This window comes from Phyllobacterium myrsinacearum (genome assembly GCF_014138285.1).
Lineage (GTDB): Bacteria > Pseudomonadota > Alphaproteobacteria > Rhizobiales > Rhizobiaceae > Phyllobacterium > Phyllobacterium myrsinacearum_A.
In genome coordinates this window covers 401,887-414,700 of the sequence record NZ_JACGXN010000003.1, presented here as the reverse complement: position 1 = coordinate 414,700, position 12,814 = coordinate 401,887, and the positions used below count along the sequence as shown (strand labels likewise).

Sequence of the window (12,814 nt, the reverse complement as noted above, 5' to 3'; positions counted from 1 at the left end):
ATATACGAACACAGAGCCGGAGAAAAAATATGGCGTCAGTAAGTGTGGCCAATGCCCGCAAAAGTTACGGGCACTTCGAAGTTTTGCACGGAGTGGATATTGATATCGAGGACGGCGAATTCGTGATCCTCGTTGGTCCTTCCGGCTGTGGTAAGTCAACCTTGTTGCGCATGATCGCGGGGCTTGAGGAAATTTCCGATGGCAAGATTTCCATCGGCAGCAAGGTCGTGAACAACGTTGCGCCCAAAGAGCGCGATATCGCAATGGTCTTCCAGTCCTACGCGCTTTATCCGCATCTGACAGTGGAGGCGAATATGGGTTTTTCGTTGAAACTGGCGAAAGCACCGAAAGAGCAGACAAAACAGCGGGTTCGTGATGCTGCCCAGATACTCGGTCTTGAACATCTTCTTGACCGTTATCCTCGAAACCTTTCGGGCGGGCAGCGCCAACGTGTGGCGATGGGCCGTGCAATTGTCAGAAATCCGCAAGTCTTCCTGTTTGACGAACCATTGTCGAACCTGGATGCGAAACTGCGCGTTCAGATGCGTTCGGAAATAAAACAATTGCATCAGCGGCTCAAGACAACGACGATTTACGTGACTCATGACCAAATCGAAGCCATGACGATGGCAGATCGAATTGTTGTTATGAAAGACGGATACGTAGAACAGATTGGCTCGCCGCTTGACCTGTATGACCGTCCGGCGAACCTGTTCGTAGCGGGTTTCATCGGTTCTCCGGGCATGAATCTCATTCGTGGTAAGGTTAGTACTACCGAGCCGCTTGTATTCATCGCCGACGGCGGAGGCGAATTGCCGTTGCCGCATGGAGCATGCGTAACACAAGGGATGGAAATCATCTATGGCATTCGCCCGGAGCACATCACAATTGGACACGGTACAGTCACAGCGGAGGTTGTCCTAATCGAGCCGACTGGCGCCGAGACTCAAGTGACTACCATGCTGGGAACAGATCAACTTGTAGCGACTGTAAGAGAACGGTTAGACCTTCATGCGGGCGATAAGCTTGTGATGACGCCAGACCTCGACAGACTACACCTTTTTGATGTGAAGACGGAACAGCGTCTACCGACGCGACCAGACTGACCCATCTGCCAGTCCAGCCCACCGTGCCCACCCGGAGGCCGGATGCGCGGTGGCCGGGTTGGCCGAGGACATTTCGCGCGCAGATGATCGAACCCGCTCGGCCTACGGACATCAGGTCGAGCAGTACCTCGAGCTTCTGGCCGGGTTGACGCCGGGTACGGACACCGCTGGTGATCGACGTCGCGCCTGCTTGGCACTCAGCGCACTGGTTGGTGCCCTTGCCATGGCGCGAGCAATCGGCGAAGGGGCCTGTCCGACGAAATCCTCTCCGAGACCGCGATGGCACTCAAGGAATTCCAGGCGGTGTGGACATTTACCTTAGCCATATGACGATAGCCGTGAGAGTGACAACTGCGCGGTAGTTGCGGGCGGTTTTCTCGAAGCGTGTTGCGACCCGGCGGAATTGCTTGAGCCTGTTGAACATGCGCTCGATGCGGTTCCTGTCTTTAACGCAGCGAAATGTCAACTTAACGGGATTTGGTCATCGCGCCGGTTACCTTTTCAGTTATATGCGCTTGCGGACATGGTAGCATCGATGATGCCCGATCTGACAGATTGAGAGTGATTGGACGATCCCATCAATGGGAAACCGGACTGGCGGAGGACGATGTTGAGCAAACCAAGCTACCATGATGTTGCGAAACTCGCCGGCGTAGGGACGGCGACGGTCGAGCGGGTCTTGAATGGACGAGGAGGAGTTCGGCAGGAGCTCGTTGCAAAGGTCGTCTTGGCTGCCAGACAGTTAAACTATCCGCGCGTCCTGCCAGAGATCCACAGAGCTATGCTCCGCATTGACGTCATCATGGTTAGACCTGAAACGACGTTCTATAGTCGCCTTTCCAAAGCGTTCGAAAGAATTGCAGCGACTCTCGACCCGATCGTGGTTGTCCATCGCCGATTTGCCGAGGAAAGCAATGCGCAAGAAATCGCTCGCTATATCGCCCTTCCTGACGCGCCGCGTGCGGGTCTTATTCTCGCCGTTCCAAACAGTCCGCTGATTGACGTTGCGGTAAAGAAGGTGATTGATCAAGGCATTCCTGTTGTCCATATAGTCACGAGAGCGTCGCAAGACGAAGCTGAGTTTGTCGGGATCGACAACTACGCCGCTGGACGATCTGCCGCGCATTTCATCTCCAGGATGACGAGGGCGCAAGGGTCCGTCATCGCACTATGTCACCCAATATATCAGGTTCATCAAGACAGAATTCGCGGCTTCTCCGAGTACTTTCGGGATCATCCGGGCCCGATTGCATTCAAATGGCTTGGGTTCACTCGCGACGAGGAATTGTTCAGCGTCGAAACATTGCACATGGGACTTTCAAAATTCCCGGACCTCATAGGCCTTTACAATGCGGGAGGGGCGAACGCGGCCGTCATCGACGTGATGAGCCGTCAGGAAAGAGGCAAAGAGATTCTCTTTGTCGGACATGAACTCACCGACTATACGCGCAAGGCTCTTGCCGACGGCATCATGGATGTCGTCCTAGACCAAGCCCCAGAAGCTCAGGCTCGGCGCGTACTTGACCTGATGCTGCGGCGCATCGGCCTGACAACCGTCGACCCTGACCAGCAGCCAATCCGCTTTATTACTATTACGGCTGAGAACCTTTGATCTAATCAGATCAACGAACCCTTCGAACCTTCGGCAGCTGCCTGCTACCGTTGCTTCAGGAGGAGGGCCTTCGCTTCGTTAACCGACGTGATTGCGCTCTCCCATGAACCACGGGATTTGCGAGGTCCCTTAGACCTCATACAGGAGCGCGCAATGGACGATCTGAAGCATGGGACACGCAACAAGCGGGGTGACTGGGCTCCGCATAAGCCCGTCGAGTATGCGCCGCTTTTTGTCTTCCCGATGCGGGCAAAGGCCATCCTGAAGTGGGTGCCACATTACTTCTTTCCCTGGAACGTCATCTTCGCGGCATCGGCGGTGGCCTATTGGGCGTGGGTTATTCCCTCCACGGAAACGATGCAAACTCTAAGTATCGGTTGGGCCGCATGGCTATACGCGGTCAACGCGGTGTGTGTCCTGCTGTTCTACGGTGCCTTCGAGATGCACCTTTATGCCCTTAAACGGCAGGCTAACCGGTTCAAATACAACGGCAAGTTTCCCGCGGAAAACAAGAGCAAGGCCTTCTGGTTCGAGCGCCAGAATGTCGATAATATCCTGCGCACCTTCTTGTCGGGCGTGACAGTCTGGACAGCTATCGAGGTCGGCATGCTATGGGCTTATGCCAATGGCTATGCCCCCTGGCTTACCTTTACGGATAGTCCATGGACGCTGGCGATCGTCGCTCTCGTGGTCCCAATCATTCACGAGTTTCATTTCTTCTGTGTTCACAGGTTGATCCATACCCGTTTGCTCTACAGGTGGGTCCATTCCGTCCACCACAACTCAGTTAACCCTTCACCTTGGTCGTCGCTGTCGATGCACCCGGTCGAACACCTGCTCTATTTCGGGACGGCTTTCTATCACCTGATCCTGCCATCCAATCCGATCATCATGCTCTACCAGCTGCACTATGCAGGCTTTGGTGCCATTCCCGGCCACGTCGGTTTCGACAAGGTGGAGATCGGGGAAGAGAAGACGATCGATAGCCACGCCTATGCGCATTACCTCCACCACAAATATTTCGAGGTGAACTACGGCGATGCGCTTGTCCCGCTCGATAAATGGTTCGGCACCTGGCACGACGGGTCTGCCGAAGGCGATGCGCAGATGCAGGCACGCTATCGTAAGCGCAAGGAAAAGCTGGCCGCTCGCAAAAAGGATGGCGAAGCAAGGGAGGCTGCCGAATGACCTGGGTCACTGCCTGCCAGCTCGCTGAAATTGAACAGGAAGGCGCCAAGCGCTTCGATCATGAAGGCCGCACCTATGCGCTTTATCGTGCGCCGGACGACAGCGTGTATTGCACCGCCGGTCTTTGCACGCACGAAGCGATCCATCTCGCTGATGGGTTGGTGATGGATTATGAGGTGGAGTGTCCCAAGCATTCCGGCGTCTTCGACTACCGTACGGGTGAAGCCCTACGGCTTCCAGCCTGCGAAAATCTCAAAACGTATCAAGTGGAGGTTGTCGACGGGGAGGTTCGCGTGGCTATCGGCTAGAGCCCTCGATGACGACGAAATAGGTCCAGCTGGACTTCCGGGTGTGTTCGAGTGATCCGGCACTCAATCGGGAGGAAAAAATGAAACTCATTTATATGGGGGCCCTCATGGCCGCCTTGATGGCCGGAACTGCTTCAGCCGGGACGATTGGCGTTTCCATGCAGAGCTTCGACAACAATTTTCAAACGCTTTTGCGGGAAGGACTTCAAGCAAGGGCGTCTGAGGTCAACGGCATTGCCATCCAGTTCGAGGATGCCCAGACAGATATTTCCAGGCAGATGAACCAAGTCAACAACTTCATTGCCGGCGGAGTCGATGCCATCATTCTGACTTTGGCGGATGCTTCCGCGGCGGATGCAATCAGCCAAGCGGCGCAAAAGGCCGACATCCCTCTCGTTTATCTAAATCTTGAGCCCGGCAATATTGGCAAGCTGCCTGAAAAGCAGGCCTATGTCGGCTCACGCGAAACCGATGCCGGGAAACAGGCCGCCACCGCCGCGTGCGACGCGCTCAAGGCCAAGGGTAAGGTAGACGATGCACAGGTCTACATTCTGATGGGAGATCTTGCACACCAGGCATCCCGCGACCGCACATCGTCATTTAAGGACGCGTTGGCGGCTGGCGACTGTAAAGGTGCGAAAATCGCTGACGAGCAATCAGCGGCTTGGACGCGCACCAACGCCATGGACATGATGACCAACTGGATCACTGCCGGCCGCCCGATCGATGCTGTCTTCGCCAATAATGACGAAATGGCACTTGGTGCCGTTCAGGCGCTGAAGTCAGCAGGTGTGTCAATGGACAGTGTGGTCGTTGTCGGTATCGACGCAACACAGGATGCCCTCGCTGCGATGGCCGCTGGCGATCTGGATGCCACTGTTTTCCAGAACGCGAAAGCCCAGTCGGCGACCGCGCTCGACACGGCTGTTGCCCTGATCCGTGGAAAGCCAGTCGAGAAACAGGTCATGGTACCGTTCGAGCCTGTAACACCCAAGAACATGGCAGACTACGCAAAGCGGAACTGATCCTCCCTGACAGGCACATCACGTGTGATGTGCCTGTCTTTTTAAAGCTGGAGCTTATATGGACGGGATAGTCATCGTTGGTGCAGGTGAGTGTGGTACCCGGGCGGCATTCGCTTTACGTGAAGCCGGCTATTCGGAGACCGTCACCTTGATCGGAGCCGAACCACATCTTCCCTATGAACGGCCGCCGTTGTCAAAGCCGGCGAGCGAGGGCGTGCAGTTAAAATCAATCTGCACGAAAGACGCGCTGAGAGCCGCACGCATCGCCTATTATCAAGGCACATCCGCAGCGAAGCTTGACGTTCACTCGAAATTACTGACCCTCGATGACGGCAATGCTGTGAAGTACGATGCATTGCTTCTTGCCACGGGAGCCAGTCCCAGGCGGCTGACATGCACAGGCGCCGAATATGTGCTGGACTTCAGGACGTACTCCGACGCGCGCGCGATCTTCTCTCTTGCCAATCATGGCGCGCGTTTCGCCATCGTCGGCGGCGGGTTGATCGGTATGGAGCTCGCAGCGGTACTGCGGGGAAAGGGCGTGGCTGTCAGTGTTATCGAGGCTGCACCCCGACCGCTCGGGCGCGCTGTTCCTGCCCGTTTTGCGGCCAAGCTTCATGCCCGCCATGTGGAAGAAGGTGTCAGCTTTTATCTCGGACAGGGTATTGCGGCGATCACAGTCGGCGCGGTGATACTGTCCGACGGAACTGCGGTACCAGCCGACGTCACGGTGTCGGCGATTGGTGTCGTTCCGGAAATCAGCTTGGCGGAAGCAGCAGGACTGGCAACCGGCAACGGCGTCCTGACAGATGCAGGCTTACGCACATCCGATCCTCACATCTATGCCGCTGGCGACTGCGCCGCGGTGCTACAAGCTAATGGCAGCCATGTCCGTTTTGAATGCTGGCGCAATGCTCGTGCCCAAGCGGAAACGGCTGCCCGCAACATGGCGGGCACGACGGTTAACTTCACGACTATCCCGTGGTTCTGGTCTGATCAGTATGATCTCGGCTTACAGGTCGCCGGATTGTCGCAGCCCGGTCACGCAAGTGTAGTCCGGCCGCTTTCGAATGGAGAGATGGAGTTTTATCTCGATGAAGGTCGGCTAATAGCTGCCGCTGGTCTCGGGACAGGAAATAGCGTTGCGAAGGACATCAAGCTTGCGGAAATGCTAATTGCCGCCGGTATCAGCCCTGACCCCGATCTATTGGCGGATCCGGCTGTAAACCTAAAATCGCTGTTAAAAAATGTGCGGGCTGCGTGATGCAGAAACTCCTTGTGTTTCAATCGCTCTGGGCCATGGAGCGCCGCCACACCGACGGGCATGAGCATAGTCTCGAGGAGATTATCGCCATGATTGTGCACGGGGGATTTGACGGGGTGAGCGCGCATTACACCAACCGTGAAGATGTGGCACGATTGAACGATGCGATCGCCGGTACCGGTCTGCGCATAGAAGGCGTTTGCTTTCCCACCAGCGTTGATGACCTGATCCCGACGCTTGAACTGGCAAGAGAGTTTCCCGTCACGCATATCAACTTGCAACCCGACATCCGGCCGCGACGCGTAGAGGACTGTCTGCCATTTCTTGACGGATGGATGGACCTTGCCAATAAGGCTGGTGTACCGGTGTTCATCGAGACCCACAGGGATCGAATGACCACCGATCTCCATTTCACGCTAGATCTCCTCGATCACCGGCCGGATCTACCGCTCCTGGCCGACCTTTCACATTTTCTCGTTGGTCGGGAATTTGCCGTGCCGGTGCAAGAGGCGAACCACACATCGATCCGTCGAATATTGGACAACGCGCATAGCTTTCACGGGCGGGTGGCGTCGCGCGAACAGGTTCAGATCGAAATCACCTTTTCACATCATCGTCCATGGGTCGATCTTTTCATGGGATGGTGGGAGTACGGCTTCACTCGCTGGCGGTCTCGTTCCGCCACAGACGCTGATTTGGTCTTCACCTGCGAACTAGGGCCCAAGCCTTATGCTATCACGGGGAGGGACGGCAACGATACCACGGACAGGTGGGCAGAGGCTCAGTTGTTGCGGGAGATGGTGCGTGACCTATGGTCCGCGTCGATAAAAGAAAGCGGTCACGCGCTACCGTCGCCCTTGCATCAGGAAAGCCTTTGGAAATCCTCGAGCTAGACGTGGAACCGCCAGGGAAGGGAAAGGTCCTGGTCAAAATCACGCATACATCCGGGAGTTGGAAAAACAGGGTCAAGAGATTAACTTGCAGGTTGATGGCCAGTTCGACTTCAGCGATGAATCGCTGGTTATCCGGGCAGCGATCGAGGGACACGGCCTGGCATTGATTTGGGAGGACGTCGCGCAATCGTCGATCTTGGAAGGCGTGGTTGTTCGCGTGCTCGATGACTGGTGCCAAGCATTCTCAGGATATCATCTCTACTACCCTGACCGGCGCCATCCATTACCTGCCTTCACTGCTTTTTGAATGAACTGCCGCTGACCGAATGATGGCACCTGCTACGCAGATTCACGTGCCGGGATCTCCGGCATAGCGGTTCATGCCAATGTCTGTGGACGTGGCGCGCCGATGGATTTCGGCCATGGTGGAGTGGAACGCTGCGTTCCGGGCTTCCAGTTCGGCATGCGCGGCGAGGTGCGTCGGGAGAAGCTCACGGATCTCGGCCAGTATCGCGGCTTCGTCGATTGTTTGCAGGCGGCCATCATGAACAACGATCTGCCCCGCTATCATCACCGTTTCGATGGAAGAACCATTCTCTGCGTAGACGAGATGCTTGACGATATCGTTGAGCGGGGTGAAATAGAGGGTCGTTAAATCAAGGATCAGCAGATCAGCGGCCTTGCCGACTTCGAGCGAACCGGTGACATTCTCGAGCATGGCACTGCGTGCCCCGCCGATCGTTGCCATGGTGAGGATATCGTCGGCACGAATCCACTGATCATGATCCGGGCCTGAAACACTATGGATCAACCCGGCCACCCGCATGACGTCAAAGATGCGAGCAGTGTCATTTGACGAAACACCATCGGTCCCAAGACCAATGGTTATGTCGGCATTCATCAGACGGCGAACGGGAGCAATCCCAGCTCCGAGTTTCTGGTTGGAGATGGCGTTGTGGGCAATTGAGCATCCCGCTTCTGCCATCATTGCAATGTCTTTCTCGCTCACCCAGACGGAATGGGCGATGGTGGTGTTGCGGGACAGAACGCCCAGATCGTGCATGTAGGCAATCAGACTCTTGCCGTACATTTCATGGCCAGTCACGGCCTGTGTCTTGGTTTCCAGGACATGGGTATGCAGCGGCACGCCCATGTCAACAGCGAGTGCATGGCAAGCCTGCAGCAATTCCGGGGTGCAGCGTTGCGGCGCCGACGGTGCGATCATGAAGTTGAGCCGACCGGCCCTGCCGTGCAGTGACGCAAAGACGGAACGGCAATAATCCATGTAGGCATCGGCCGACATCGGTGGCCCGAAATCAAGCTTTTCCTGGAGATGGAGTGGCATAACCTTCCGAGCGTAGGGCAAGGCATCCAGAGTATGCACATTCATTGCCGCGCTCGATATATTGGCGCGGATGCCCGCATCCTCATAGGCCCTAAAAACAGTCGCTAGCCGTGAGAGATCATGTGCAGGTGGATCGAAGAAGTCGTCGCAAATCGTTGTGACGCCATTGCGGAGTGATTCCATGGCAAGAAGAAGACTGCGCAGGTAAAGTAATCTGTCATCAATGACTGGACCCATCAATAATGGGTAGGCGTAGAGTAACCAGATTTCCAATGGCATGCCTTCATATCGGCCACGGAAGAAAGTTTCGCTCGAATGGGTATGGGCATTGATGAGGCCTGGCATCACGAGGCGGTTGCGGCCCTCCATAACGGTCGCCTTCGGATTGGCCACGAGGTTTTGGCCGATGGCAGCGATGCGACCCTTCTCGATCAGAATGTCGCCTTCGAACGGCTTGCTTCCGTTCTGAGCACACATCGTCAAGAGGGTGGCATTCTTGATCAGCGTCTGGGGCATGGGCATGTCCTATTCGTCGTGCCGCCGCGTCGGCTCCGATGTGGAGCGACGCTGGGCCGGTGTCTATTGGTCGCGCAGTTCACCGAAGCCACTGGCAGCTTTGGTGCCCCCGCGCAGGTGCGTGCTGAGCCAGATGCCGAGAACGGTAGCCAGGTAAGGCAAGGCGAGCAGCAGGTCATGCGGTACGCGATCGCCGAAGGTTAGCTGCGCCCTGATGCCAAGTGCGCCAACAATGGCAAAGAACAGGGCTGCCAAAGCCGCGCCGATGGGATGTCCAGCGCCAAATATGACAGCGGCAAACCCCATGAACCCTCGTCCGGCTGTCATGTTTTGGGCAAAGATCTGAAGGCTGCCCGCCGCAAGCTCTGCGCCAGCCAATGCACAAAGCACGCCGCTGATTATCAATGCAACGAGGCGCATTAGGGCCGGATTGATGCCGACACTGCGCGCGGCAAAAGGGTGCTCGCCAGCGGCAGCCAGGCGCAGTCCAAAACGGGTTCGTCGCAACATAAACCACATTGCCAAAACGATTATCGGCATGATCAAGACGAGGATCGATAAGGACCCGAATGATCCAAAGGCAGAGCCGATGCGCGGCAGACCGAATGGCGCGCTTACAGCCGCCTGCGTCCCGAATATCGACTGGACGGCGAGGGCAGTACCGCCAAGCCCCAGTCCCGTCAGCCCGAGGCCTGCGATAATTTGGTTGGCCTTGAGTTTTTCGACCACGAACCAGAACAGAATAGATCCGAGAACGCAGACCATAATGGCGCCGAGAAGTGCGAGCCAGATTGATTGCATGAGCACAATGCCGAGAACAGTCGCGCAAGCTCCGGCAATCATCAGACCTTCAAGGCCGAGATGCCAGATACCTGCTCGCTGAGCAATGACACCGGCAAGTGTCACGTAAATCAGCGGAGTGCCTGAGCGCAGGATGGCGATTACGAAGTCTTCCATATCCGTCCTCCGAGTTTCGCTATCCGGTCGACGGTACTGGATTTTGCGGTGATGAAGAGAGCGATGGCTGCATTGATGATGTCGATTGCCGAGGAGGGCAGGCCAGCCATGATGGGCAGGTAGAGGGCGGCGGACGCAAGCCCGCCAAAAAACAGCGCCACAAATGCCGTACCGACAACTGAGAAGTTGGCAACGAGCGCGATCAGGATCGCAGTGAACCCGTGGCCGGGCAGAAAACCGCCGGTCAGCCGTCCATTTGGCCCCATGAATTCCATAGTTCCCGCAAGGCCGGCAAGCGCGCCGCTGAGGAGAAAGCTTGCCAGCCCTATGTGCCAGGTCCGCGCGCCTTGCCACTCGACCATTGTCGCGTTGCGGCCGGCGAGGCCAGAAAGTATGCCAAAGGAAGTTCGATTGACCAGAAACCACATCGCAAGACCAACGATAACGGCGATGATAATGATTGTTGGAGACAGACCGAGCGAGTTACTGATCCGATAGACACTCGCAAGTGGCCGGCTTGACGCCTGCTGTCCGGTTCCCGAGGGATCTTTGAGGGGCCCAGCGGTGACATAGAGCAGAACGAGGCCTGCAATGAAGTTGCCCATCAGTGTGGTAATCACTTCATCGGTGCCAGATTTCAATCGCAGCAGTCCAGGCCAAAGCGCCCAGAGTGCCCCACCTGTCATCCCGGCAAGAAAGCAAGCGGTGATAAGGACAGGTGCGGGTGCACCATTGAGCCATTCCGCCATGAAGGCGGCCGCGATGGCTCCCATGTAGAACTGGCCTTGGGCACCGATATTGAAATAGCCGGCTCGAAAGGAGACGGCTACGCCAACGGCCGTTATAAACAGCGGAAGTCCCCAGCGAAGCACCTGCTGCAGTGCGCCGGGTCTAAGAAATGCGCCATCGGCGATGGATTGGAACATCAGGGGGGCTGAATAGCCTGCAGCCTGAAAGATCACACCGCAAAGCGCCAGGCCAAGCACAATGAAGATCAGCGCACGGAAAACGGAGACGAAGCGGTCAATCATCTAAGCATTCCAGTCATGGCTGCGCCGACTGCGGCAAGGTCATAAGGGGGGCGGAATTCGGCGACGATGCGCCCGGACAACATGACAATGATACGGTCCGAAATGTCGAGGATTTCGTCGAGATCCGATGAGATGAACAATAAACCACACCCGCGCGCGCGGGCGTTTCGCATCGACTCCCATACGAAAGATGTTGCGCAGATATCCAGACCACGTGTTGGCTGCGCCGCAAGAATAAGACGTGCGTCTTCATCCATCTCGCGCGACAGGATTACCTTCTGGGCGTTTCCGCCCGATAAGGAACCCGCACGCTGACTGACGTCGGAATAGCGGACATCCCATTGCTTGAGGGCGGTATCGCATTGCCTGCGGATGGCGGAGGGACTGATGGTGGACAAGAGTGGTATCTGAAGAAGATTACGTGCGGACCAATTTTCCCAAAGGGAACTGGTCATGCTAAGTCCTTCAACATTCCGCTCGAAGGGAATAATGCGCAGTCCGCTCGCCCGTCGTGCGGCGAGTGGGGCGCGGGTCACATTTGTGCCATCAATGGAAATCTCGCCATTGACGACATCGGTCAGTGCTGAGATTGCGCGCACAAGTGTTTTCTGCCCATTGCCCTCAACGCCTGCGACGCCGATAATTTCGCCTGGACGAATGTCGAGGGTGATCCCGTCGAGCGCGGGGCCTTCTGGATCGGCGCGTGTGGAAACAGCGCGCATCTTGAGGACGGGGGCAGCGTGGATGTCTGCATGCTGTTCGGCATGCGAGATAACTGCTGCTCCGGTCAAAGCTGCCTTGTCTTCCGGTTTGAGGTTGCGGGCAACTGCTGGACCAATGATCAGCTCTGCCAGCCTGTTTGCGTCAATCCCGTTGCAGGGCAGCGGCCCATCAACGAGCTTTCCGCCACGCAGAACCGTGACCGTGTCCGCAATTGCCAGAACTTCCCGTATTTTGTGCAGGATAAGGATGACGGTCACGCCGCGCTCCTTGAGGCGCCGAACTCGGTCGAAGAGCTTTTCAACGCCTTCGGGAGCCAGGACTGCCGTGGGTTCATCCAAGATGAGCAGTTTTGCATCCGAGACAAGGGCTCTGGCGATTTCAACCCCTTGTTGGGTCTCGACCGGCAGGTCGCGGATACGCTGCCTCGCGCTCACCTTCACGTCGAGCGCGTCAAGGTGGGGCTGCCAGCGCTTTTCAAGATTTGCCTTTGTAAAGAATCTTCCGCCTTGCGCGCCGAACTGCATTGCTTCGGCGACTGTGAAAGAAGGGGGCAGCGCGAAGCTCTGGTGGACGAGTTCAACACCCGAACGCCGGGCGTCTTTGACATTGCCACCCGCAAGCGGGCGGCCGTCGATCTTGATCTGGCCCGATGCAGGGCGGACGAGACCAGCCAGGACGCGGGCAAACGTCGTCTTGCCTGCGCCATTCTGGCCGACCACGGCGTGGATCACACCACGTTCGAAAACGGCTCCGACATTGGAGAGCGCGAGGATATGGCCGTAGCGAACGGTCACATCGCGGCATTCGAATATGGGTAGGCTGACTTTTGTCATCGGGGCATGATCC

At 56.7% G+C, this 12,814-nt stretch carries 12 protein-coding genes and 1 pseudogene; 8 read left to right on the top strand and 5 right to left on the bottom strand.

From position 1 onward, the window contains the following. Positions 1–29: 29 nt before the first annotated feature. Positions 30–1,106: an ABC transporter ATP-binding protein gene (locus FHW16_RS14210; protein ID WP_182549848.1), complete on the top strand. Its 1,077-nt coding sequence runs from the start codon at positions 30–32 to the stop codon at positions 1,104–1,106. A gap of 313 nt (positions 1,107–1,419) precedes the next feature. Here the strand turns inward: FHW16_RS14210 and FHW16_RS14205 are convergent. Further along, positions 1,420–1,584: pseudogene (locus tag FHW16_RS14205) on the bottom strand (transposase); the annotation flags it as partial. A 132-nt stretch (positions 1,585–1,716) separates the two neighbouring features. Between FHW16_RS14205 and FHW16_RS14200 the strand changes: the two are divergent. The 7 genes from FHW16_RS14200 to FHW16_RS14170 all read left to right on the top strand — a co-directional run bounded on the left by FHW16_RS14200 (position 1,717) and on the right by FHW16_RS14170 (position 7,703). Beyond that, a complete protein-coding gene (locus FHW16_RS14200; protein ID WP_182549973.1) occupies positions 1,717–2,718 on the top strand; it encodes a LacI family DNA-binding transcriptional regulator in 1,002 nt (333 codons plus the stop codon). 153 nt (positions 2,719–2,871) lie between these two features. After that, positions 2,872–3,906, top strand: coding sequence for a sterol desaturase family protein (locus FHW16_RS14195; protein WP_182549847.1), 1,035 nt, complete (start codon positions 2,872–2,874; stop codon positions 3,904–3,906). Continuing rightward, on the top strand, positions 3,903–4,214 hold the full coding sequence (locus FHW16_RS14190; RefSeq protein WP_182549846.1) for a MocE family 2Fe-2S type ferredoxin: 312 nt from the start codon (positions 3,903–3,905) through the stop codon (positions 4,212–4,214). Before FHW16_RS14195 ends, FHW16_RS14190 begins: the two co-directional genes overlap by 4 nt. Positions 4,215–4,294: 80 nt before the next feature. Then, positions 4,295–5,239, top strand: a complete 945-nt coding sequence (locus FHW16_RS14185) for a substrate-binding domain-containing protein (protein ID WP_182549845.1) — start codon at positions 4,295–4,297, stop codon at positions 5,237–5,239. 58 nt (positions 5,240–5,297) lie between these two features. Then, on the top strand, positions 5,298–6,503 hold the full coding sequence (locus tag FHW16_RS14180) for an NAD(P)/FAD-dependent oxidoreductase (RefSeq protein WP_182549844.1): 1,206 nt from the start codon (positions 5,298–5,300) through the stop codon (positions 6,501–6,503). Next, complete coding sequence (locus FHW16_RS14175; protein ID WP_182549843.1) at positions 6,503–7,396, top strand: sugar phosphate isomerase/epimerase family protein; 894 nt, start codon at positions 6,503–6,505, stop codon at positions 7,394–7,396. The genes FHW16_RS14180 and FHW16_RS14175 overlap by 1 nt, the downstream gene beginning before the upstream one ends. Then, entirely contained in the window at positions 7,365–7,703 is a 339-nt protein-coding gene (locus FHW16_RS14170) for a LysR substrate-binding domain-containing protein (protein WP_432652030.1), read from the top strand. Before FHW16_RS14175 ends, FHW16_RS14170 begins: the two co-directional genes overlap by 32 nt. 42 nt (positions 7,704–7,745) lie before the next feature. On the opposite strand, the gene FHW16_RS14165 is transcribed toward FHW16_RS14170, so the two are convergent. The 4 genes from FHW16_RS14165 to FHW16_RS14150 all read right to left on the bottom strand — a co-directional run bounded on the left by FHW16_RS14165 (position 7,746) and on the right by FHW16_RS14150 (position 12,801). Continuing rightward, positions 7,746–9,257: an amidohydrolase family protein gene (locus FHW16_RS14165; RefSeq protein WP_182549841.1), complete on the bottom strand. Its 1,512-nt coding sequence runs from the start codon at positions 9,255–9,257 to the stop codon at positions 7,746–7,748. Positions 9,258–9,320: 63 nt separating this feature from the next. Further along, a complete protein-coding gene (locus FHW16_RS14160) occupies positions 9,321–10,214 on the bottom strand; it encodes an ABC transporter permease (protein ID WP_182549840.1) in 894 nt (297 codons plus the stop codon). Next, positions 10,199–11,245 carry an ABC transporter permease gene (locus FHW16_RS14155; protein ID WP_182549839.1) on the bottom strand — a complete coding sequence of 349 codons (1,047 nt, stop codon included), beginning with the start codon at positions 11,243–11,245 and terminating at the stop codon, positions 10,199–10,201. The genes FHW16_RS14160 and FHW16_RS14155 overlap by 16 nt, the downstream gene beginning before the upstream one ends. Continuing rightward, a complete protein-coding gene (locus tag FHW16_RS14150; RefSeq protein WP_182549838.1) occupies positions 11,242–12,801 on the bottom strand; it encodes an ABC transporter ATP-binding protein in 1,560 nt (519 codons plus the stop codon). Before FHW16_RS14150 ends, FHW16_RS14155 begins: the two co-directional genes overlap by 4 nt. Positions 12,802–12,814: the final 13 nt, after the last annotated feature.

What these genes read in the sequence shown, in the direction of transcription:
- FHW16_RS14210 (WP_182549848.1), top strand. Translation starts at nt 30, where the DNA reads ATGGCGTCAGTAAGTGTGGCCAATGCCCGCAAAAGTTACGGGCACTTC.
- FHW16_RS14195 (WP_182549847.1), top strand. Translation starts at nt 2,872, where the DNA reads ATGGACGATCTGAAGCATGGGACACGCAACAAGCGGGGTGACTGGGCT.
- FHW16_RS14190 (WP_182549846.1), top strand. Translation starts at nt 3,903, where the DNA reads ATGACCTGGGTCACTGCCTGCCAGCTCGCTGAAATTGAACAGGAAGGC.
- FHW16_RS14185 (WP_182549845.1), top strand. Translation starts at nt 4,295, where the DNA reads ATGAAACTCATTTATATGGGGGCCCTCATGGCCGCCTTGATGGCCGGA.
- FHW16_RS14180 (WP_182549844.1), top strand. Translation starts at nt 5,298, where the DNA reads ATGGACGGGATAGTCATCGTTGGTGCAGGTGAGTGTGGTACCCGGGCG.
- FHW16_RS14175 (WP_182549843.1), top strand. Translation starts at nt 6,503, where the DNA reads ATGCAGAAACTCCTTGTGTTTCAATCGCTCTGGGCCATGGAGCGCCGC.
- FHW16_RS14165 (WP_182549841.1), bottom strand. Translation starts at nt 9,257, where the DNA reads ATGCCCCAGACGCTGATCAAGAATGCCACCCTCTTGACGATGTGTGCT.
- FHW16_RS14160 (WP_182549840.1), bottom strand. Translation starts at nt 10,214, where the DNA reads ATGGAAGACTTCGTAATCGCCATCCTGCGCTCAGGCACTCCGCTGATT.
- FHW16_RS14155 (WP_182549839.1), bottom strand. Translation starts at nt 11,245, where the DNA reads ATGATTGACCGCTTCGTCTCCGTTTTCCGTGCGCTGATCTTCATTGTG.
- FHW16_RS14150 (WP_182549838.1), bottom strand. Translation starts at nt 12,801, where the DNA reads ATGACAAAAGTCAGCCTACCCATATTCGAATGCCGCGATGTGACCGTT.